We start from the raw sequence: 21,570 nt of genomic DNA, 5'->3' as shown, positions 1-21,570 counted from the left end.
ATAGGAGAAAAATATGGCATTTGAAAATTTAACAGAACGTTTGCAGAACGTCTTTAAAAATCTACGTAAAAAAGGAAAAATCACAGAGAGTGATATTCAAGAAGCAACCAAGGAAATTCGTCTGGCTCTTTTAGAAGCCGACGTTGCTTTGCCAGTGGTTAAGGACTTTATCAAAAAAATTCGTGAACGCGCGATTGGGCACGAAGTCATTGATACCCTTAATCCTGCTCAACAAATCATCAAGATTGTTAATGAAGAGTTGACGGAAGTTCTTGGTTCTGATACAGCTGAGATTATTAAGTCTCCAAAAATCCCAACCATTATCATGATGGTCGGTTTGCAGGGTGCTGGTAAAACAACCTTCGCAGGAAAGCTCGCTAACAAACTCAAAAAGGAAGAGGATGCTCGTCCTTTAATGATTGCGGCCGACATCTATCGTCCTGCTGCTATTGACCAGCTCAAAACACTGGGACAACAAATTGATGTTCCTGTCTTTGCTCTTGGGACTGAAGTGCCTGCAGTTGAGATTGTTCGCCAAGGTTTGGAGCAAGCTAAAGCCAACCATAACGACTATGTCTTGATTGATACAGCCGGTCGTTTACAGATCGACGAGCTTCTCATGAATGAGCTTCGTGATGTTAAAGCCTTGGCTCAACCAAATGAAATTCTCTTGGTCATCGATGCCATGATTGGTCAGGAAGCTGCCAACGTTGCACGTGAATTCAACGCACAATTAGAAGTTACTGGGGTTATCCTTACTAAGATTGATGGGGATACTCGTGGTGGTGCTGCCCTTTCTGTTCGCCATATCACTGGTAAACCAATCAAGTTCACTGGTACTGGTGAAAAGATTACCGATATTGAAACTTTCCACCCAGACCGTATGGCTAGCCGTATTCTCGGTATGGGAGATATGCTGACTCTGATCGAGAAAGCTTCCCAAGAATACGATGAGCAAAAAGCCCTTGAAATGGCTGAGAAGATGCGAGAAAACACCTTTGATTTCAACGATTTCATTGATCAGTTAGATCAGGTACAAAATATGGGGCCAATGGAAGATTTGCTCAAGATGATTCCTGGTATGGCCAATAACCCTGCCGTACAAAATATGAAGGTGGATGAAAAACAAATTGCTCGCAAACGTGCTATCGTGTCTTCTATGACTCCGGAAGAACGTGAAAATCCAGATTTGCTCACACCAAGCCGTCGTCGTCGTATCGCTGCTGGTTCTGGTAATACCTTCATCGAAGTCAACAAGTTCATTAAGGACTTTAACCAAGCCAAGCAACTCATGCAAGGTGTCATGTCTGGTGATATGAACAAGATGATGAAACAAATGGGCATCAACCCTAATAATCTTCCTAAGAATATGCCTAGCGGCATGGATATGTCAGCCCTTGAAGGTATGATGGGACAAGGTGGTATGCCTGATATGTCCGCTCTTGGAGGAGCCGGAATGCCGGATATGAGCCAGATGCTTGGTGGAGGTCTCAAGGGTAAAATCGGAGAATTTGCCATGAAACAATCCATGAAACGCATGGCCAACAAAATGAAAAAAGCCAAGAAAAAACGTAAATAAAAAGGACTCAGCTGAGTCCTTTTTTGTTTAGTTATTTCGAAGTTTTTCCAAAGTATCTTTAAAGATAGCTGGGATATCGGAAGTAAATTCCATGGTTTCACCAGTTCTTGGATGGGTAAAACCAAGTGTCTTAGCATGGAGAAATTGTCCATGCCCCTTCAGAGTTTTACGAGGACCATAAACCTCATCCCCCGCGACAGGATGACCGATATAAGCCATGTGTACACGAATTTGATGAGTCCGCCCTGTTTCCAGTTGCAATTCCAGCAATGTATAATCACCAAAGCGTTCCAAGACTTGGAAACGTGTCACTGCTGGTTTACCTTTTGCAGTCACAGCTTGTTTCTTACGATCTTTTTCGCTACGTCCGATCGGCGCTTCAATGACTCCACGGTCATTTGGAAGATTACCGTGAACAATAGCCCAATACTTACGAAGAGATTTCTTGTCCTTCAATTCTTGAGCCAGTGCCATATGCGCTTCATCATTTTTAGCAATCATCAAGAGACCAGACGTATCCTTATCAATACGATGAACAATCCCAGGGCGCAGCACACCATTAATGCCTGATAGGTCCTTGATATGGTACATGAGGGCATTCACTAAGGTACCACTGGTATGACCAGCGCTTGGATGAACAACCATCCCCTGAGGTTTGTTAACTACTGCTACATCCTCATCTTGATAAATGATTTCTAAAGGAATATCTTCAGCTACATACTCTAAAACTTCTGGTTCTGGAACTTGATAAGTGATAACATCCCCTTCTTGAACCGAGTACTTAGCTTTTTTTACCTGACCATTGACCAAGACCTGACCAGACTTGATTTGTTCATTGGCAAGACTACGGGACAGTTCTGTCAAATCTGACAAAGCCTTATCTAAGCGTAGTCCGCCTGTTTCAATTTTAATTTCCATTCATTTCCTCTTTTAGCATTGCAAGCAATAACACAACTACTCCTACAGTCAGATAACTATCGGCTACATTGAAAATTGCGAAATTAATAAAGTCTAAGTGGAACATATCCACGACAAATCCTTGACTGATGCGATCGATAAAGTTCCCAAGACCACCTGCAATAATCAAGACCAATCCAAAGACTGTCCAGAAGGAATCCTCTATATGCTTATGAAGATACCAGATAGCCCCTGCCATTACTACTAGAGTAATCACCGCAAAAAACCACTGTTGATCTTGAAGCATAGAAAAAGCTGCCCCCCTATTTTGCAGATAGGTTAAACTAACTAGATTTGGGACCCATGATTTGATTTCACCAAGAGCAATATTCTGAACGACATAAGCCTTTACCAATTGATCTAAGACAATCAAGGCTACTATAATCCCTGCTACTATTCCTCTTTTTTTCATGCTTTCCTCTTCTGATCAAAATACTCTTGCATAACCGCTACAAATAAGGTTCCCGCTTGACTCAAGTCTACTTCTTCACGTTTCACATAAACCATGCGATTATTGAGATTATCATTTAATGGAATAACCGTAATTCCGTTCACACTATCGCTATCTAAGAATCCAGAACCAGTCGCATAAGCATCTGTTCTTTCAAGAATCCCATTTAAGGTAGCACGGTCAGTTACGTTAAACATTTGAGAGCTAGCACTGGTATCCACAAAGTTCTCTGAATAATAAAGATACTCATCCTTTTCCTGTGTGAATCGAACTGTTGGTAAATCAGCCAAATCATCCATAACCAACTCTTTTTTCTTGGCTAAGGGATGTCCTTCACGTAGATAGATATGAGTTTGGAAAGGAATTAATTCAATCACTTCAAGTCCTAGCTTTTCAACCCGTTGCATGATTCCCTTTTGGTTTTGATTGTTGAGATAGATAATCCCAATCTCACTATGTCCTTGGGCTACTTCATCCAAAATTTGAACAGTTGTAGATTCAAAAATACGGAAATTCTTATATTCAGGGTATTGTTGCGAAAAAGCTGTAATGGTTGGTGGCAAGAAATCATAGTGCTGGCTGGCTATTGAAAACTCATCCTTTTCCTCTTCAGGATTGGCATACTGGTTCTGGAAAACATCAAATCCTTTGACCAATTCTTGTGCCTTTTCATAAAATTCCATACCGCGACGAGTAAGGAAAGTTCCAGAACTGGTTCTGCGAAAAATCTTGAAACCGAGCTCTTTTTCCAAGTCTCTTACAGAAATAGATAGACTCGGTTGGCTAACGTACATCTTCTCAGCTGCTTCACGAAAAGTACCACTATTAGCAATAGCCACAACGTAGCGTAATTGTTGAATATTCATGTTTTCTCCTTCGATTTCTATCTTATCATTATACCATAAATCAAGCCTATCCAACAAAGGAAAATCATGAGACAGGTACTTCTTATCAGAGCAAACAAAAAACACCTTTTAAGGTAGATAGAATTCTAACCAAAGGTGTTATTGTCAAATTTATTTCGCTGCTGCGTATAGTTCGTTTACTTTGTTCCAGTTGATAACTGAGAAGAAAGCTTTGATGTAGTCAGGACGAACGTTGCGGTATTTCACGTAGTAGGCATGTTCCCAAACGTCCAAGCCCAAGATTGGTTTTTTTCCTTCTGAGATTGGTGTGTCTTGGTTTGCTGTTGAAGTCACTTCAAGCTTACCTTCTTTATTAACAACCAACCATGCCCATCCAGAACCAAAACGTGTTGTTGCTGCTGCAGTGAAGGCTGCTTGGAATTCTTCGAATGAACCGAAAGTTTCATCGATGGCTGCTGCAAGTTCTGCTGAAGGAGCAGTCTTTTCAGGAGACATCAATTCCCAGAAAAGAGCATGGTTCAAGTGTCCACCACCATTGTTGATAAGCGCTTGACGGATATCAGCTGGGATTGATTCTACGTCAGCAAGCAAAGCTTCGAGGTCTTCACCAATTTCAGGGTGTTTTTCAAGAGCTGCGTTTGCGTTGTTTACGTATGTTTGGTGGTGTTTGTCATGGTGCAAGTGCATTGTTTCAGCATCAATGTATGGTTCCAATGCATCGTAAGCGTATGGAAGATCTGGTAAGATAATAGCCATCTGTAATACCTCTTTTTCTTTTTATATAAAAATGATAACGCAAACAACCTATTTTTTCAAGTTATTTGCTCAATTTGACTGGCTTGCAATTTGCAACAAAGCCTTCTCAAACAGGTAGCCTTTTTCGTAAACACCAGTCTTAATTTGATAATCTGCTTGGATGAGATAACGGATAGAATCCTGTAAGAAATTCAAGGACAAAGCTCGTGTGTCACGAAGGGCAAATTTGATTTGGTAAGGATTAGGATTGCGACCAAGATAGCGACCTAAACTGCTGACCATCTGAGATTCTGTCTGACCAGACTCTTGCAAAATTTTAACTTGTGTGTAGAGTCTGAACTGCCCCAGCATTATGGCAATCAGTTTAATCTCATCTTCTCCCTGCAAGGTCAAATCCTTCACTAAATCACGTGCCTGATCGATTTTCTTCCCTAAAATCAATTGAGTTAAATCAAAGATATTATCCTGCAAAGTCTTTGGTATGGCTTCAACAATGTCTTCTTCTGTAATGACACCATTATCCTTGTAGGCCTGTAGGAAGAGTAGATTTTTTTGAATTTCACTGAATTGAAAACCTGATTTGATAAGCAACTGTTCGAAGGATTTTCCAGCAAAGGTAAGTCCTAATTCCTGAGCCCACTTTTGAAAATAAGCTCGTATTTCTTGCTCTTTTGGCTCGATGGCTTCAAAAACTGTCGCATCCCGCTTGAGCAATTTGACCAAACGTCTCTTACTATCCAACTTCCCTTCAGCAAAAATGACTAGTTTACTAGAAGGTAAAGGATTTTCTAGATAGTCTTCAAAAGACTTAAGTTCATCATCAGTTAGATAACGTTTTTTAGCTGTCGTTATATCGACAAAATGATCTAAAATAACAATTTTTTCATCCGCAAAGAAAGGAAGACTGACCAACTCTAGCTCCAAGTTTTTGTAGTCTACTTCTTTCATATCAAAATAAGCAAAGTTCAAATCTGCAGGATCGTATCCGATTTGCTTTAGAACCTGAGTTTTCATGATGTCGTACTGGCCTTGATCAGCCCCTGTAAACAGGGTCAAACTAGGAAGGTTCGCTAAGGATAGCTTTCGACTTTCTTCTATGGCTAGCATTTATTCTCCTTTCTTTTTAATTTAGTTTCTTTTTAATCCATATAATTCAATTTTCCGCGGAAATCCTCTAGGCTTTGGTATCCTTTTTCCTTCATAATTTCTTTTAGTTCCTTTGTAATACGCTCAAAAGCACCTACACCTTCTTTATGAAGAGTAGTTCCTACTTGTACCATGCTGGCACCACATAGGATATGTTCAAAGGCATCACGACCCGTTAAAACTCCACCAGTTCCGATGATTTGAATTTGAGGATTTAAGCGTTGATAAAAGGCATGGACGTTGGCAAGGGCAGTTGGTTTGATGTATTCTCCACCAATTCCACCAAAGCCGTTCTTAGGACGAATCACGACAGACTCATCTTCTATATAAAGACCATTTCCAATAGAGTTGACACAGTTGACGAATTTGAGTGGGTATTTGTTAAAAATAGTTGCCGCTTGGTCAAAGTGAACAATATCAAAATAAGGTGGAAGCTTAATTCCAAGAGGTTTTGTAAAGTAGGCAAAGACTTCTGACAAGATACGGTCTGTTGTTTCAAAATCATAGGCAATCTGAGGCTTACCTGGAACATTTGGGCATGAGAGATTGAGTTCGGTTAAACCACGGAAATCACTTTCTTGCACTTTTTTTAAGATGGTATGAGTTTCCTCTGGAGACATTCCAACTAAAGATAGAAAGAAGGTACAATTTGGTTCCTTTTCTTGCAATTCCAATAGATAGTTCAAATAATAGTCTAAACCATTATTTGGCAGCCCCATAGAGTTAATAGAACCAAGTGGAACATCTTGATAGCGTGGTTCAGGATTTCCCTGACGAAATTCCAAGGTTGCAGTCTTAGTGACAAAGGTTCCTGCTGCTGAATTTTTGACACCTTCCAATTCCTCAACTGTCATACAGGCTACTCCTGCTGCATTCATCAAGCAATTATCAAATTCAAAACCAGCAATCTGTGTTTTAGTTGATACCATGATTCTATTCCTCCAGATTCCTTTATATCTCTACTATTATACCATACTTTGATAGGACCCTTTTAATAAAACTAACCTCATAAAAATATTGGCTTTTTTAGCTGAAAAATAGAGCTGTTGCTAAATTGAAAGAATTTTTAGAAAATTTGTGTTTTTTCCTTTACAGTAAAAAATTTTTCTGCTATAATGTCTCATGTAATAAAATATGACAACAAAAAGGAGAACGATATGACATCTGCTAAAGAATATATCCAAAGCGTGTTTGAAACTGTAAAAGCTCGTAACGGGCATGAGGCTGAATTTCTCCAGGCGGTTGAAGAATTCTTCAGCACTTTGGAGCCTGTCTTTGAAAAACACCCTGAGTATATTGAAGAAAATATCTTGGCACGTATCACTGAACCTGAGCGCGTAATTTCTTTCCGTGTTCCTTGGGTTGACCGTGATGGAAAAGTTCAAGTTAACCGTGGTTACCGTGTTCAATTCAACTCAGCTGTTGGACCATATAAAGGCGGACTTCGTTTCCACCCAACTGTTAACCAAGGGATCTTGAAATTCCTCGGATTCGAACAAATCTTTAAAAACGTTTTGACTGGACTTCCAATCGGTGGAGGTAAAGGTGGATCAGACTTTGATCCTAAAGGTAAAACTGATGCTGAAGTGATGCGTTTCTGCCAAAGCTTCATGACTGAATTGCAAAAATACATCGGACCATCTCTTGACGTACCTGCTGGTGATATCGGTGTTGGTGGGCGTGAAATTGGTTACCTTTATGGACAATACAAACGCCTTAACCAATTTGATGCTGGTGTCTTGACTGGTAAACCTCTTGGATTTGGTGGTAGCTTGATTCGTCCAGAAGCGACTGGTTACGGTTTGGTTTACTACACTGAAGAAATGCTCAAAGCAAACGGAAACAGTTTTGCAGGTAAGAAAGTGGTTATTTCTGGTTCTGGTAACGTTGCTCAGTTTGCCCTTCAAAAAGCAACTGAACTTGGTGCTACAGTTATTTCTGTATCTGACTCAAATGGTTATGTCATTGATGAAAATGGTATCGACTTCGACCTTTTGTCAGATGTTAAAAACAACCGTCGTGCTCGTTTAACTGAGTACGCTGCAGAAAAAGCTACTGCTACTTACTATGAAGGTTCTGTATGGACTTACACTGGTAACTACGATATCGCTCTTCCATGTGCGACTCAAAACGAGATTAACGGTGAAGCTGCGAAACGCTTGGTTGCTCAAGGTGTCAAAGTTGTTTCCGAAGGTGCCAACATGCCTAGTGACCTTGATGCTATCAAAGTCTACAAGGAAAACGGAATCCTTTATGGACCTGCCAAAGCTGCTAATGCTGGTGGTGTAGCTGTATCAGCGCTTGAAATGAGCCAAAATAGCCTTCGCCTCTCATGGACACGTGAAGAAGTTGACGGACGTCTCAAAGACATCATGACTAACATCTTCAACACAGCTAAAACAACTGCAGAAACATACGGTCTTGGTACTGACTACCTTGCAGGTGCAAATATTGCAGCCTTTGAAAACGTAGCAAATGCTATGATTGCCCAAGGGATTGTTTAATTCTAAAAAATGAACTCCTCACTATTCGTGGGGAGTTTTTCTAATGCCAAAAAAACCTATCCAAATGGATAGGTATTTTTTGATTACAATTTACCTGCTACTGCATCCAATAATTCTTGGATCTTGGCTTGGTTGCTTCCTCCTGCCATGGCCATGTCTAGTTTACCACCACCACGTCCATCAACGATTGGAGCTAATTCTTTAACCAAGTTACCTGCGTGTATGTCTTTTGTCTTGCTGGCTACAAGAAGGTTGACCTTGTCATCGATGGCTGCGACAAGAACAAGCACATCCGAATAGTCTTTTTGCTTCCAGTTATCTGCAAAGGTACGAAGAGCACCTGCATCTGATACAGAAACTTGACTAGCAATGTAACGGTGGCCGTTTGCTTCTTGAACATTCTTGAAGACATCGCCGGCTGCCGCTGCTGCCGCTTTTTCCTTCAATTCTGCATTTTCTTTTTGCAATTGACGGAGTTGCTCTTGAAGTCCTTCAACCTTGTGAGGTACTTCTTTGAGTTGAGGAGCTTTCAAGGTTGCTGCGACTGCTTTCAGTGCATCTTCTTGTTCACGATAAGCTTCAAAGGCTTCCTTACCAGTCACTGCCAAGATACGACGAGTTCCTGATCCGATCCCTTCTTCCTTGACAATCTTGAAGAGACCGATTTCAGAAGTGTTACCTACGTGAGTACCACCACAAAGTTCAACTGAGTAGTCACCAATCGTTACAACACGGACTTCCTTACCGTATTTCTCACCAAAGAGGGCCATCGCTCCCATTTCTTTAGCTGTATCAATATCAGTCTCAACAGTTTCCACTGCGATGGCTTCCCAGATTTTTTCATTGACTTGCTGTTCAATGGCACGCAATTCTTCTGGAGTCACGGCTTGGAAATGGGTGAAGTCAAAGCGAAGGAATTCTACTTCGTTGAGTGAACCTGCTTGAGTTGCATGGTGGCCAAGGATATTGTGAAGAGCCGCATGGAGCAAGTGAGTCGCTGTGTGGTTCTTCATGACACGGTGACGACGATTGCTATCGATGGCCAAAGTGTATTCTTGGTTCAAAGCAAGCGGTGCAAGGACTTCAACGGTGTGCAATGCTTGTCCATTTGGTGCTTTTTGAACATCCGTTACAGTCGCTACAAGATTTCCTGCAGCATCCAAGATTTGACCGTGGTCAGCTACTTGTCCACCCATTTCAGCATAGAATGGTGTTTCTGCAAAGATCAGTGATGCAGTTCCTTCTGCTACAGTTTCTACTTCTGCATTATCCGCTACGATAGCCACCAATTTAGAAGGCAATTGGCTAGCATTGTAGTTGAAGACACTCTCAACTGTAATGTTTTGAAGGGTTTCATTTTGCATACCCATAGATCCGCCTTTGACAGCAGATGCACGCGCACGTTCTTGCTGCTCTTTCATGGCTGCTTCGAAACCTTCACGGTCTACAGTCATTCCTGCTTCTTCAGCAATTTCTTCTGTCAATTCTACTGGGAATCCGTATGTATCATAGAGTTTAAATACATCCTGACCAGCAATAACAGATTGTCCTTTTTCTTTCAAGTCTGCTACGATGCCTTGGGCAAAGTGTTGACCTGAGTGAAGAGTACGAGCAAATGACTCTTCTTCGCTCTTAACGATTTTTTCGATAAAGTCACGTTTTTCAAGCACTTCTGGGTAGTAGCTTTCCATGATTTTTCCAACAGTTGGAACGAGTTTGTAAAGGAAAGGCTCATTGATACCCAATTTTTGACCATGCATAGAGGCACGACGAAGAAGACGACGGAGGACATAACCACGACCTTCATTTCCAGGAAGCGCACCATCACCAATCGCAAATGAAAGAGAACGGATGTGGTCTGCAATAACCTTGAAGCTCATGTTGTCGCCATCTTGGTCGTAAACCTTACCAGATAATTTCTCAACTTCACGGATAATTGGCATGAAGAGGTCTGTTTCAAAGTTAGTCTTAGCCCCTTGAATCACCGCTACCAAACGCTCTAAACCAGCGCCCGTATCAATGTTTTTGTGTGGCAATTCTTTGTACTCGCTACGAGGAACAGCAGGGTCTGCGTTAAATTGTGACAATACAATGTTCCAGATTTCAATATAACGGTCGTTTTCGATATCTTCTGCAAGAAGACGAAGACCGATGTTTTCTGGGTCAAAGGCTTCTCCACGGTCGAAGAAGATTTCTGTATCAGGTCCAGAAGGTCCCGCACCGATTTCCCAGAAGTTGTCTTCGATTGGGATCAAATGACTTGGATCTACTCCCACTTCAATCCAGCGGTTGTATGAATCCTTGTCATCTGGATAATAAGTCATGTAAAGTTTGTCTTTCGGGAAGTCAAACCATTCAGGGCTTGTCAAAAGCTCATAAGCCCAAGTGATAGCCTCATCACGGAAGTAATCACCGATAGAGAAGTTCCCCAACATTTCAAACATAGTATGGTGACGTGCAGTCTTCCCTACGTTTTCGATATCGTTGGTACGGATGGCTTTTTGGGCATTGGTAATACGTGGATTTTCAGGAATGATGGTTCCATCAAAGTATTTTTTAAGAGTGGCAACCCCTGAGTTGATCCACAAAAGTGTTGGGTCATTTACTGGAACCAAGCTCACTGATGGTTCTACAGAGTGGCCTTTTGTAGCCCAGAAATCAAGCCACATTTGGCGGACTTGTGCACTAGATAATTGTTTCATATGTATCTCCTTTTTACTAATTTGATTGGCTTTCTAGCATTTCCACATAGTCGATAGCGACACAGAGGGAAATGACTAGGTCTGCATAAGATTCGTCGTAGACTGTTACGGTATAGGTAGAGGTTAAATGGAAAAGTTCCTTGGTAATCTCCGCAATCACTTGGTCACGATCGTCTAGCAATTTAAAATTCAAATCCCAGACATTTCCTTCGATACGAAGACCGAGATTGTCAAACTCATACTTATCCTTCCAGAAAGTCAACTTCTTCCGAATATAAAAATGATCGCCATTACTCAGTTGAATTTCAAAACGAGGTAGGAAAGTTAAGACTTCCTTACTAATCTCACTGACCTGTTCACCAGCAACATCATAGATGGTAAAGGTTTTAGGAATCTTAAAAAATGAACCTTCAACCTGATAGGCGACATTGCCCAACTCATCCTTGATATCAAAGCGTTCTCCACCTAGGCGAAATTTTTGTTTAACAAGAAATGTTCTCATAAACACCTCCAAAAATAAAAGACAAATCCATATCACGAAGGGCGAAAAACCGCGGTACCACCTTCATTCAATGAACTTGTCATTCTTTGATTCTTATGCAATTGTTGGATTGAGTAGCATGATTTTCTATCTTAGATGGCTCGCAGCACCGCCAATTCTCTGAACTAAGATGGAGAGAAAATCAATTCTCAACTCTAATATTATATCGTTTTGATAGAAATTAGTCAAGGTTTATAATTTTACTAATACTACATCAAGTAATAAATTCTGAAAATTAAATACTAATCGTTTCTCCTACAGATAGGACTGTATAATTGGAAGCTTCAACTTCTGTTTTTGTCGTCTGGTAATGACTATAATCATCAATATGAATTGGATAGATATTTTGGGGCTGAAGTGTAGATTCCAATTGCTGTAACATCTTTAAATTCATTGTAAATGGACCACCAAATGAATCAGATTTAACAGCTCCAAGATTTGCAAAAATAGCATCAATTTTTTGGGGAACAAAATCTGTTACCCTTGGATATAAAATCGTGTCACCTGTAAAGTAGATTATTTTAGTTTGCAAAGGACTTGTGATAGTTATTTGATATCCATTAACCCTTCCAACTATTTTTTGCATTATATAATTACTAGCATGATAAGCCGGTACAGCTTTAATAGCAATTTGATATTCATCAACTGAAAACAACTGCTCTTCTCCCCAATTTAAAACTATACTATTTAAACATGACAAACCTTTTGTGATTTTTCTGTTAGGAGAAATTACAGTTTTATACTTCAGGTATCCTTTGCCAACTTCATCTAAATGATCTTGGTGACCATGAGTTATTAACCATAAATCAACTTTGTTAAAAAGAGTCATATCATGATAAACATCGGTTTTTTTCTCAGATAGAAAACCTTTGAACTGGACCAAAGTACCTTTTGGCGATAAATCTGGATCGATTCCGATATAAAATTTATCATCTAAAGAAATGACTCCGCAAGCAACTCCACAATAAGTAAACGAAATAGACATAATACTCCTACAAATACTTTCCAAATCACTTTTTTATGAAAAGATAAATTCCTTATGATTAGAAAAATTATAACACGATTCACAAATTATTACTACTTAGCACTTGGAACAATAATAAAACCTAGCTATAGAAACTTTACTAGTTACTCATAGCTAGGTTTTGTTTTGTTTTAATTGAAATTATTTACGACAGTTGGAAAGCCACTACTTCCGATACATCTTAAATTGTAGGAAGAGGTCACTGTAGATTCCTGTCCATTTATGGTCAAATTTTTCATAAACTTCTAGGTGTTTCATAGTGTCTGCATCTGGATAGAAGGACTTGTCCTCTTTTGTCTCCTCTGGGAGCATTTCCTTAGCAGCATTGTTTGGTGTTGAATAGCCCACATACTCTGCATTCTTAAGAGCATTTTCAGGCTTCAACATGAAGTTGATAAAGGCATAAGCTGCATCTTGGTTCTTGACAGTTTTAGGAATAACCATGTTATCAAACCAGAGGTTACTTGCTTCTGTCGGCACGACATATTTGAGGTTAGGATTCTTTTCCAACATCTGGCTAGCTTCCCCTGAGAAGGTCACACCGATAGCAGCATTGTTCTGAATCATGTAACCCTTCATCTCATCCGCCACAATTGCCTTAATATTAGGAGTTAGCTCATACAGTTTATCAACCGTTTGTGATAGTTGTTGAGGATCTTTTGAGTTGAGGCTATAGCCTAGTGAGTTAAGACCTAAACCAAGCACTTCACGCGCCCCATCAAAGAGCATGATCGAATCCTTGTATTCTGGTTTCCAGAGGTCGTCCCAATGTTCAGGCGCTTCTTCCACCATGGTTTCATTGTAGACAATTCCCAAAGTTCCCCAGAAGTATGGGATAGAGTACTGGTTATTTGGATCAAAAGACTGATTGAGAAATTCTGGACCAATATTCTCAATTCCCTCAATTTTACTATAATCCAGTGGAACTAAGAGGTCTTCATCCTTCATTTTGTTAATCATGTACTCACTTGGGATAGCAATATCATAGGTTGTCCCACCCTGCTTGATTTTCGTGTACATGGCTTCGTTAGAGTCAAAGGTTTCGTACTGGACTTGGATTCCTGTTTCTTCTGTAAATTTCTCCAAAAGTTCAGGATCGATATAATCTCCCCAGTTGTAGATAACTAGTTTTTGGCTATCTCGACTATTGATTTTACTATCAAGATGATAGGAAATTCCCCACAAGACGAGGATAATGGCTAAAATTCCTGCTAAAAATGAATAGAGTCGTTTCATGCTTTCTCCTCCTTCTCACGTGAAATGAAGTAATACCCTACAACTAGGATAATACTAAAGAGAAAGACCAAGGCTGAAAGAGCATTGATTTCCAGCGAAATTCCCTTACGAGCTCGAGAGTAGATCTCGACTGAGAGGGTTGAAAATCCATTCCCTGTTACAAAGAAGGTCACGGCAAAGTCATCTAAGGAATAGGTGAAAGCCATAAAGTAACCTGCGATGATAGACGGCGTTAAGTAAGGAAGCATAATTTCCTTAAACATCTGGAACTGGCTAGCTCCAAGGTCATAGGCCGCATGGATCATATCCCCATTCATCTCTTTCAATCGTGGCAAGACCATGAGCACTACGATTGGAATCGAGAAGGCCACGTGACTGGACAATACTGTCAGAAAACCAAGTGAAAACTTGAGTTGGGTAAAGAGAATCAAGAAGCTGGCACCAATCATAACGTCTGGCGCAACCATCAAAATGTTATTGAGAGATAGAAAGGCTTCTTGGTACTTTTTACGTGATTGATAGATGTAGATAGCACCAAAGGTACCAATCACTGTCGCAATCAGGGCTGATAGGAAGGCAAGTAAAAAGGTCTGAACCAAAATCAGCATGAGCCTTCCATCACCAAACATGGTTTCAAAGTGAGACAAACTAAAGCCTGTAAAGCTATTCATATCATCCCCAGCATTGAAGGCATATCCGATCAGGTAAAAGATTGGCAAATAAAGGACGATAAAGACAAAGGCTAGGTAAAGATTTGATAATTTTTTCATCGTTCTCTCCTTTCCTTAGTCACCCACATAGTGATAAACATAGTCAGGATAAGAACAACACCGATAGTTGAGCCCATACCATAGTTGTCATTGGTCAAGAAGTTTTGCTCAATAGCAGTCCCCAAAGTAATCACTCGGTTCCCCCCAATCAAACGGGTCAACATGAAGAGACTCAAACTTGGGATAAAGACAGATTGAACTCCGCTTCTCACCCCGTTCATAGACAGAGGGAAGATGACATGACGGAAGGTTTCCCACTTGGTTGCACCGAGGTCGTAGCTGGCATTGATGAGATTATTATCCATATCATCCAAGACATTGAAGATGGGCAAAATCATAAATGGAAGCTCGATGTAGCTTGCAACAAAGATAAAGGAGAAATCTGTAAATAGCAACTGCTGAGAACCAATTCCGATAAATTCTAGGAATTGGTTAATAGAGCCATTTTGACCAAAAATCCCGATAAAGGCATAAGCCTTAAGCAGTAGGTTGATCCAGGTTGGTAAAATGATTAGCATGAGCCAGAGTTGACGGTGTTTGAGACGAGTCAAAAAGAGGGCTGTTGGATAGCTAATCAAGAGCGTCACTAGAGTCACAATCCCTGCATAGAGAACAGAGTTGAAGCTCATTTTGAGATAGGTTAAGTTTTGCGACGCAAAATAGGATTTATAGTTTTCTAAACTGAACTGACCTTCGATGTTGAAAAATGATTGTCCAAAAATCAAGACCAAGGGTGCCAATACAAAGAGTGCAATCCAAAGCATGTAGGGCACTACAAAGAGTTTAGAGGTTGTTTTCTTCATCTCTTTCCTCCTCGATAGCGTTAATTAAACCTGCTTCATGCTCTTCGATTTCTACGTACTCTTCGATACGAGCATCGAACTCTTCTTCTGTTTCATTGAGACGCATGATATGGATATCTTCTGGTTCAAAGTCCAAACCAATTTCCTCACCAACGATGGCCTTACGAGTTGAGTGGATCATCCATTCATTACCAAGTTCATCATAAGCAATAATCTCATAGTGCACTCCACGGAATAGCTGCGTATCGACCTTCACTTGAAGTTTTCCTTCTTCTGGCAGAGTAATGCGCAAGTCCTCTGGACGAATGACGACTTCGACTGGTTCATTTGGCTTCATCCCACCGTCGACCGCTTCAAATCGTTTGCCATTGAACTCGACCAAGTAGTCCTCAATCATGGTCCCTGACAAGATATTTGATTCACCGATAAAGGTGGCTACAAAGTGGTTGATAGGCTCATCATAGATATCAACTGGTGTCCCAGACTGAACAATCTCACCGTCATTCATGACAAAAATCCAGTCACTCATGGCCAAGGCTTCTTCCTGATCGTGAGTAACAAAGACAAAGGTGATACCCAAGCGTTGTTGCAGCTCACGCAGTTCGTACTGCATGTCTGTCCGCAACTTCAAGTCAAGGGCTGACAAGGGTTCATCCAAGAGCACCACACGAGGCTGGTTGATAATCGCACGCGCAATAGCTACACGCTGACGTTGTCCTCCAGATAACCTACGGATAGAACGTTTTTCATATCCTTCAAGCTGTACCATCTTGAGAACTTCTAATACACGTTTTTCGATTTCTTTTTTATCGACCTTTCGCAATCGCAATGGAAAGGCAACATTTTCAAAGACATTCATGTGCGGGAACAAGGCGTAAGATTGGAAGACCGTGTGAACATCGCGCTTATTTGTAGGGATATCATTGATTCTTACGCCATCCAGTAAAATATCACCCGTCGTTGCATCCAACAAGCCCGCGATAATATTGAGAATGGTTGATTTTCCTGAACCAGAAGCTCCTAAAAGCGTGTAGAACTTTCCTTCTTCCAACTCAAAGTTAATATCCTTGAGAACCTTAGTGTCACTATCTTCAAAAACTTTAGAAACGTTTCTGAATTCGATAATTGGTTTTTTCAATTCCTCTAAATTCCTTTTTCTTCGTAAATTAACAGATTGGGACCTTGTTAAATGCTAGCAATAACTGTAAGGAATTGACCCAAACCATATCTAGCGATAAAATCCCAATCTTTGTATAATGTTTAATAATAATGTTATTCGTGTTCACCCAAGATACGAACTTCTCGCTCTAAGGTAACACCTGAATGTTCTTTAACTTTTTCGATAACAGACTCAATTAAGTCTTCATAATCTCTTGCAGTCCCATCAGCTACATTAATCATAAAGCCTGCATGTTTTTCTGAGACTTCTACACCACCGATACGGTAGCCCTTCAAACCAGCTTCTGAGATTAATTGCCCTGCAAAATGTCCAACCGGACGTTTAAAGACAGAACCACATGATGGATATTCCAAAGGTTGTTTGAGTTCTCGAAGGTGGGTCAAACGTTCCATTTCTTGATTAATAGTCTCATAATTCCCTGGAGATAGTGCAAATTTAGCTGATAAGACTACTGCTCCAGAATCTTGAATAGCTGAATGACGGTAACCAAAGGCTAAGTCCTTGGCTGATAAAGTCTCGATTTCTCCATCCTTGGTCAATACTTTGCAAGACTGCAAAATATGAGCAATCTCACCTCCATAAGCACCAGCGTTCATAAAGACAGCTCCACCGACGCTTCCTGGAATTCCACAGGCAAACTCAAATCCTGTCAAACTATGGCGTAGAGCAATACGAGTGGTCTCAATCAAGTTAGCTCCCGCTTCTGCTTCAATCGTATAACCATCGACTGAAACATTGTTGAGCTTGTCACACATAATGACAAAGCCACGAATTCCGCCTTCTCGGACGATAATATTACTGGCATTTCCAAGAACCATCCATGGGATATTTTCTTGATTAGCGAACTTAACCACACGGGCCATCTCATAATGATTGCGAGGAAAAGCTAAGTAATCTGCCTTCCCTCCGACTTTGGTATAGGTATAAGTTTTCAATGGCTCATCGAATCGAATATCAATTCCTTCTAAGGTTTCTTTTAATTTATCTAGTACAGTCATATCGCTCATCCTTTTATAAAATCCATTCCATTATACCATTTTTAGCGATTTTTTTCGACGATTTGAAAAGCTTTTTTATTCAGACAAGTAAAAAAGAGGTCAGACCTCTTTTGCATGATTATTTTTTATACAAGATAGTTTTTGTAAAGTATACAAATAGAATAACTTCCACTGCTAACAATCCTTCAACAAGAAGCGGATTTGAAATCCAACCAACCTGAGATAGACTCGGAGCCAGATCAAAGAAGGCATGTAAACCATAAGCAGTTACTAGATAAATCCAATTCTTTTGACGGACTGCTTGATAAACCCAGAAAGAGAGACCAATTTGCATAACAAGAGCAAGCACACGCTCAACACCGAGTAAATAAACCTGCCATCCAGATAGAGATTGTACTGTTTCAAGTGTATTTTTGGGAAGGAGATTTGCCAAATCTGGATTTGAAGACTCTAATAACGAAAAGAGGATCAAAAGACTAATCAAGCTTCCCATTCCGAGGTAGAGCAATTCCAAGCCACCATGACCAAGTCCATAGGCGAGGGCATCCGAATCTTCCAAAGCTCTCTTCTTCTCTAACCATTTAAAGAAGACAAGTCGGGCCGTTTCTTCAAACAAAGCAGCCATACAGATCCCGTAAATCACATAGAGAAGGGGATTTTCCGTCATGAGTGGAACTGTCCCATCCTTTTGTGGATGAAGAACTATAAGGTGAACAATTTTCTCTAAGACTTGAGATGATACAAAAAATGCAACTGCCCCAAGTCCTAAAACTGAAAGGTTAATCTTGTACTTCTTTTTTGAGAACCAAATGGCAGCTATGAGAATTACAAATAAAGCTATCATTGTGATTATTACATGAATTTTCATACTTTTCTCCTTCTATTCAGCCTGATCGATATCTTTTTTCATCTCATCAACATTGAACTTAGCAAAGAGGTACTGACGATCCTGGACAGGGAAACGTTGATCTAACTGATCAACAGCTCCAACCTCTACGATTCCTTCCTTGATGACAAAGTCCATGACATGACCTCCAAAGGTTAGGTCATCTGAAATAAAGTGTAAATGATAGCCTGCGACACTGACACCATGGAAAATTTCAGGTGTCCAGAATCCAACGATAGTCCCAGAGACATTTTCGCAACTATATTCAGGCTGATGAGTCGCAACCTCAGCAAATTTCGTTTCGCTTGTCGATTTTGGAATCATGCGAACATGCATGTGTTTAAAATCACCATGAATCTTAATCGAACGGAAAAGATTTTCTCCATCATAGTAGGACTCAATACGTTTTTCTAGTTCCTGATCAGTCATTTCAAAACGCTGGCGGAAAATAACTTCTGCCTGGTGAGGTACAACTGCTGCATAGGGAATCAGCGCGTCTGGTGAAACTTCAACGATTTCAGGCTTCTCACCTGAACCCTTAGCTTGATAGGCTTTACCATCTAAGACAATTAACTCCCCATCAATAGAGTCCAGGGTTCCTAGCCCTAAATCTCCATGTTCAAGTAACTCACCAACTGTCATGGTCCCGCCGTAAAGTCCTGCCATCAAGGCTCCCAAAGTATTATATTGGAATAATTTAACTGGTTCTTGCACCTTTATCATCTCACTCTTCTTTGAAAATTTTACCTACTAAGTATATCACATTTCTGATTAGAATTGAATGCTAGACTGCCTTTTAATACTCAATGAAAATCAAAGAGCAAACCAGGAAACTAGCCGCAGGTTGCTCAAAACACCGTTTTGAGGTTGTAGATGGAACTGACGTAGTCAGCTCAAAACACTGTTTTGAGGTTGTGGATAGAACTGACGAAGTCAGTAACATATATACGGCAAGGCGACGTTGATGCGGTTTGAAGAGATTTTCGAAGAGTATAACATTGTCAAACGTCTAAAAAAAAGGTACAATGTAACAAAATCAAGAGAGGTCTGGAATGAAACAAGAAAGTAAGTATGAACAAGTTGTTCACTATCTAAAAGAAGAGATTGAATCAGGAAAACTTCAAACAGGAAGCCGTCTACCTTCTATCCGAAAACTCAGTCAAGACTTCCACTGCAGTAAAGATACTGTGCAGCGTGCACTTTTGGAACTCCGATACGAGAAATACATATACTCCAAACCTCAAAGTGGCTATTATGTTTTAGAACAACAAGCTAGCCACGAAGACCTCGTTATCTCGGTCAATGACGAACATGCTGCTGCCTATGATGATTTTCGTCTTTGTGTCAATGAAAGCTTGATTGGTCGAGAAAATTATCTCTACAACTACTATGAACACCAAGAGGGTTTAGAAGAATTACGAAAGTCTGTTCAGAAACTACTGTTTGACCAAGCTATCTATAGTAAACCCGACCAATTAGTCATGACAACTGGAACCCAGCAAGCACTGTTTATTCTTTCTCAAATTGATTTTCCAGGTAAGGGACAAGAAATACTGGTCGAACAACCAACCTATCACCGAATGAACCAACTTCTGCTGGCTCAAAATATTTCCTATCAAACCATTGAACGTCGCGTGGATGGCATTGACCTGAAAGAACTTGAGAAACATTTTAAAAGTGGTAACATTAAATTTTTCTACACCATTCCTCGATTCCACTATCCTCTGGGTCATTCATATTCTGAAGAGGAGAAACGTGCTATCCTTGATCTAGCAGCCAAATATCAAATTTATATCGTTGAAGATGATTATCTGGGAGATCTAGATCCTAAAATGGGACAAACCTTTCATTATTTGGACCAAAATGATTTGGTCATTTATATCAAATCTTTTTCTACGAGTCTGTTTCCAGCTCTCCGGATAACTGCACTTCTTCTTCCAAATGCTATCAAGGATGCTTTTATAACTTATAAAAATATTCTGGACTATGATAACAACCTCATTATGCAAAAGGCTCTATCACTCTATATTGATAGTCAACTCTTTGAGAAAAACAGACTAGCAAGATTAACACTTCAGGAAAAAAGTCAAGAGCACATCCAACAACTTTTAAATAACTATCCCATTTCCTTGCCTATCTATCCTCTCCATGATGGAGTCTTACTTGATCTTAGAGACTATCCTAAGATTGCAAGTCTCAAACACAGTCCTTTAAATCTCGACTTTTTCGAATCATCCTACATAGGGACTTGTCCCTATCACTTTGCAAAAGTTCCTTTTGAAAATCTTGAAGCAACACTAAAATACTTAAAAACAGAGCTGGACTAAAGTCCAACTCTGTTATTTTTTATTGTTCTACTTCTGTTAGCTTCGCAGCTTTTTCAAGATAAGTTTGGTAAGTTCCGTCATCTTTCAATTTTTGGATGACCTTATCAACTACTTCTTTCAAATCTGAATTGCCTTTTTTGATAGCTACAGCATTTGCTTCGCCTTCTTTCATGGTCAAGCTTACTGTAGCAACAGCCAAGTCAGAATTCTTCGTTGCATAGCTTAGAGCAACTGGTTCATCCATATGAACAGCATCAACCTTACCTGATTGGAGTTCATTAACAGCTTCCCCCATATTTGTCAATGAAGTCAACTGCGCTTTAGGAAGTTGTTCTTTAACCATAGATTCAGGGACAGTTCCTTTTTGAGCAGCAATATTTGCACTTGCTAGAGAATCCAAATCTTTGTATTTTTCAAGATCAGTTTTTCTGATTAGGAAGCTAATTTTGTTTTCATAGTAAGGAATTGAGAAATCAAATACTTCTTTTCTTTCTTCAGTTGCACTGATTCCCGCAATTGCCAAATCTGCTTTTCCTGTCTGAAGACTAGTCAAGACATTATCAAAACTCATGCTTGAAACTTCCAATTTCACTCCAAGTTCATCAGCGATTGCTTGGGCCATGTCAATATCAGCACCTACGACTTGGTTCTTACCATCTACAAGTGCTTGAAACTCAAATGGTGCATAGTCTGGGCTAGTTGCAACCACCAATTTCCCTTTTTGTTTGATTGCCTCTACTGCAGACTGTGAACTTGAGCTAGATGATTGGCAAGCTACTAAAAAGAAACTTGCAAGAAAACTACATAATACAAATATCCATTTTTTAAATTTCATAAATAAACA

Annotated in this window: 20 protein-coding genes; 3 read left to right on the top strand and 17 right to left on the bottom strand. The window is 40.0% G+C overall.

Annotated features, from left to right (window positions below):
• Positions 1-13: 13 nt before the first annotated feature.
• Positions 14-1,579 carry a signal recognition particle protein gene (ffh, locus tag QM810_RS00915; protein WP_414253516.1) on the top strand — a complete coding sequence of 522 codons (1,566 nt, stop codon included), beginning with the start codon at positions 14-16 and terminating at the stop codon, positions 1,577-1,579.
• Positions 1,580-1,606: 27 nt separating this feature from the next.
• Here ffh and QM810_RS00910 read toward each other — a convergent pair whose 3' ends face one another.
• The 6 genes from QM810_RS00910 to QM810_RS00885 form a co-directional block, all read right to left on the bottom strand.
• Positions 1,607-2,497 (bottom strand): RluA family pseudouridine synthase, encoded by an 891-nt coding sequence (locus QM810_RS00910; RefSeq protein ID WP_414253515.1) that lies wholly within the window; start codon positions 2,495-2,497, stop codon positions 1,607-1,609.
• Complete coding sequence (lspA, locus tag QM810_RS00905) at positions 2,487-2,948, bottom strand: signal peptidase II (RefSeq protein ID WP_414253514.1); 462 nt, start codon at positions 2,946-2,948, stop codon at positions 2,487-2,489. Before lspA ends, QM810_RS00910 begins: the two co-directional genes overlap by 11 nt.
• Positions 2,945-3,853 (bottom strand): LysR family transcriptional regulator, encoded by a 909-nt coding sequence (locus tag QM810_RS00900; protein WP_414253513.1) that lies wholly within the window; start codon positions 3,851-3,853, stop codon positions 2,945-2,947. The genes lspA and QM810_RS00900 overlap by 4 nt, the downstream gene beginning before the upstream one ends.
• Before the next feature lie 150 nt (positions 3,854-4,003).
• Positions 4,004-4,609, bottom strand: a complete 606-nt coding sequence (sodA, locus tag QM810_RS00895; protein WP_414253512.1) for a superoxide dismutase SodA — start codon at positions 4,607-4,609, stop codon at positions 4,004-4,006.
• A gap of 69 nt (positions 4,610-4,678) precedes the next feature.
• On the bottom strand, positions 4,679-5,716 hold the full coding sequence (gene holA, locus QM810_RS00890; protein WP_414253511.1) for a DNA polymerase III subunit delta: 1,038 nt from the start codon (positions 5,714-5,716) through the stop codon (positions 4,679-4,681).
• Positions 5,717-5,748: 32 nt separating this feature from the next.
• On the bottom strand, positions 5,749-6,684 hold the full coding sequence (locus QM810_RS00885; RefSeq protein ID WP_414253510.1) for a dihydroorotate oxidase: 936 nt from the start codon (positions 6,682-6,684) through the stop codon (positions 5,749-5,751).
• Between the two features lie 228 nt (positions 6,685-6,912).
• Between QM810_RS00885 and gdhA the strand changes: the two genes are divergently transcribed.
• Entirely contained in the window at positions 6,913-8,259 is a 1,347-nt protein-coding gene (gene gdhA / locus QM810_RS00880; RefSeq protein ID WP_414253509.1) for an NADP-specific glutamate dehydrogenase, read from the top strand.
• An 83-nt stretch (positions 8,260-8,342) separates the two neighbouring features.
• Here the strand turns inward: gdhA and alaS are convergent, their stop codons facing one another.
• The 10 genes from alaS to budA form a co-directional block, all read right to left on the bottom strand.
• Positions 8,343-10,961, bottom strand: coding sequence for an alanine--tRNA ligase (alaS, locus tag QM810_RS00875; RefSeq protein ID WP_414253508.1), 2,619 nt, complete (start codon positions 10,959-10,961; stop codon positions 8,343-8,345).
• Positions 10,962-10,977: 16 nt separating this feature from the next.
• A complete protein-coding gene (locus tag QM810_RS00870) occupies positions 10,978-11,463 on the bottom strand; it encodes an LURP-one-related/scramblase family protein (protein WP_075226931.1) in 486 nt (161 codons plus the stop codon).
• A gap of 274 nt (positions 11,464-11,737) precedes the next feature.
• Positions 11,738-12,487 (bottom strand): MBL fold metallo-hydrolase, encoded by a 750-nt coding sequence (locus QM810_RS00865; RefSeq protein WP_414253507.1) that lies wholly within the window; start codon positions 12,485-12,487, stop codon positions 11,738-11,740.
• 204 nt (positions 12,488-12,691) lie between these two features.
• Positions 12,692-13,762 carry an ABC transporter substrate-binding protein gene (locus QM810_RS00860; protein WP_006153433.1) on the bottom strand — a complete coding sequence of 357 codons (1,071 nt, stop codon included), beginning with the start codon at positions 13,760-13,762 and terminating at the stop codon, positions 12,692-12,694.
• Positions 13,759-14,532, bottom strand: a complete 774-nt coding sequence (locus tag QM810_RS00855) for an ABC transporter permease (protein WP_006150756.1) — start codon at positions 14,530-14,532, stop codon at positions 13,759-13,761. The genes QM810_RS00860 and QM810_RS00855 overlap by 4 nt, the downstream gene beginning before the upstream one ends.
• Positions 14,529-15,335, bottom strand: coding sequence for an ABC transporter permease (locus tag QM810_RS00850; protein WP_000754116.1), 807 nt, complete (start codon positions 15,333-15,335; stop codon positions 14,529-14,531). Before QM810_RS00850 ends, QM810_RS00855 begins: the two co-directional genes overlap by 4 nt.
• A complete protein-coding gene (locus QM810_RS00845) occupies positions 15,316-16,473 on the bottom strand; it encodes an ABC transporter ATP-binding protein (RefSeq protein WP_178895150.1) in 1,158 nt (385 codons plus the stop codon). Before QM810_RS00845 ends, QM810_RS00850 begins: the two co-directional genes overlap by 20 nt.
• 134 nt (positions 16,474-16,607) lie before the next feature.
• Positions 16,608-17,513: a UDP-N-acetylmuramate dehydrogenase gene (gene murB / locus QM810_RS00840; protein WP_414253506.1), complete on the bottom strand. Its 906-nt coding sequence runs from the start codon at positions 17,511-17,513 to the stop codon at positions 16,608-16,610.
• 118 nt (positions 17,514-17,631) lie between these two features.
• The gene (locus tag QM810_RS00835; RefSeq protein WP_414253505.1) at positions 17,632-18,381 is read right to left on the bottom strand and encodes a YhfC family intramembrane metalloprotease; all 750 of its coding nucleotides are present in this window, start codon (positions 18,379-18,381) and stop codon (positions 17,632-17,634) included.
• Between the two features lie 12 nt (positions 18,382-18,393).
• Complete coding sequence (gene budA, locus QM810_RS00830; protein WP_006155660.1) at positions 18,394-19,122, bottom strand: acetolactate decarboxylase; 729 nt, start codon at positions 19,120-19,122, stop codon at positions 18,394-18,396.
• 329 nt (positions 19,123-19,451) lie between these two features.
• Here budA and QM810_RS00825 point away from each other — a divergent pair, with 329 nt between their 5' ends.
• Positions 19,452-20,726, top strand: coding sequence for a PLP-dependent aminotransferase family protein (locus tag QM810_RS00825; protein ID WP_414253504.1), 1,275 nt, complete (start codon positions 19,452-19,454; stop codon positions 20,724-20,726).
• 19 nt (positions 20,727-20,745) lie between these two features.
• Here the strand turns inward: QM810_RS00825 and QM810_RS00820 are convergent, their stop codons facing one another.
• Positions 20,746-21,561, bottom strand: a complete 816-nt coding sequence (locus tag QM810_RS00820) for an ABC transporter substrate-binding protein (RefSeq protein WP_414253503.1) — start codon at positions 21,559-21,561, stop codon at positions 20,746-20,748.
• Positions 21,562-21,570: the final 9 nt, after the last annotated feature.

This window comes from Streptococcus infantis, from assembly GCF_047464155.1.
Classification (GTDB): Bacteria; Bacillota; Bacilli; order Lactobacillales; family Streptococcaceae; genus Streptococcus; species Streptococcus infantis_U.
The sequence above is the reverse complement of the archived record's forward strand: the minus strand, read 5'-3'. Positions and strand labels throughout refer to the sequence as shown.

Excerpts from the sequence above, each read along its gene's own strand:
- ffh (WP_414253516.1), top strand. The coding sequence starts at position 14 with ATGGCATTTGAAAATTTAACAGAACGTTTGCAGAACGTCTTTAAAAAT.
- QM810_RS00910 (WP_414253515.1), bottom strand. The coding sequence starts at position 2,497 with ATGGAAATTAAAATTGAAACAGGCGGACTACGCTTAGATAAGGCTTTG.
- lspA (WP_414253514.1), bottom strand. The coding sequence starts at position 2,948 with ATGAAAAAAAGAGGAATAGTAGCAGGGATTATAGTAGCCTTGATTGTC.
- QM810_RS00900 (WP_414253513.1), bottom strand. The coding sequence starts at position 3,853 with ATGAATATTCAACAATTACGCTACGTTGTGGCTATTGCTAATAGTGGT.
- sodA (WP_414253512.1), bottom strand. The coding sequence starts at position 4,609 with ATGGCTATTATCTTACCAGATCTTCCATACGCTTACGATGCATTGGAA.
- holA (WP_414253511.1), bottom strand. The coding sequence starts at position 5,716 with ATGCTAGCCATAGAAGAAAGTCGAAAGCTATCCTTAGCGAACCTTCCT.
- QM810_RS00885 (WP_414253510.1), bottom strand. The coding sequence starts at position 6,684 with ATGGTATCAACTAAAACACAGATTGCTGGTTTTGAATTTGATAATTGC.
- gdhA (WP_414253509.1), top strand. The coding sequence starts at position 6,913 with ATGACATCTGCTAAAGAATATATCCAAAGCGTGTTTGAAACTGTAAAA.
- alaS (WP_414253508.1), bottom strand. The coding sequence starts at position 10,961 with ATGAAACAATTATCTAGTGCACAAGTCCGCCAAATGTGGCTTGATTTC.
- QM810_RS00870 (WP_075226931.1), bottom strand. The coding sequence starts at position 11,463 with ATGAGAACATTTCTTGTTAAACAAAAATTTCGCCTAGGTGGAGAACGC.
- QM810_RS00865 (WP_414253507.1), bottom strand. The coding sequence starts at position 12,487 with ATGTCTATTTCGTTTACTTATTGTGGAGTTGCTTGCGGAGTCATTTCT.
- QM810_RS00860 (WP_006153433.1), bottom strand. The coding sequence starts at position 13,762 with ATGAAACGACTCTATTCATTTTTAGCAGGAATTTTAGCCATTATCCTC.
- QM810_RS00855 (WP_006150756.1), bottom strand. The coding sequence starts at position 14,532 with ATGAAAAAATTATCAAATCTTTACCTAGCCTTTGTCTTTATCGTCCTT.
- QM810_RS00850 (WP_000754116.1), bottom strand. The coding sequence starts at position 15,335 with ATGAAGAAAACAACCTCTAAACTCTTTGTAGTGCCCTACATGCTTTGG.
- murB (WP_414253506.1), bottom strand. The coding sequence starts at position 17,513 with ATGACTGTACTAGATAAATTAAAAGAAACCTTAGAAGGAATTGATATT.
- QM810_RS00835 (WP_414253505.1), bottom strand. The coding sequence starts at position 18,381 with ATGAAAATTCATGTAATAATCACAATGATAGCTTTATTTGTAATTCTC.
- budA (WP_006155660.1), bottom strand. The coding sequence starts at position 19,122 with ATGATAAAGGTGCAAGAACCAGTTAAATTATTCCAATATAATACTTTG.
- QM810_RS00825 (WP_414253504.1), top strand. The coding sequence starts at position 19,452 with ATGAAACAAGAAAGTAAGTATGAACAAGTTGTTCACTATCTAAAAGAA.
- QM810_RS00820 (WP_414253503.1), bottom strand. The coding sequence starts at position 21,561 with ATGAAATTTAAAAAATGGATATTTGTATTATGTAGTTTTCTTGCAAGT.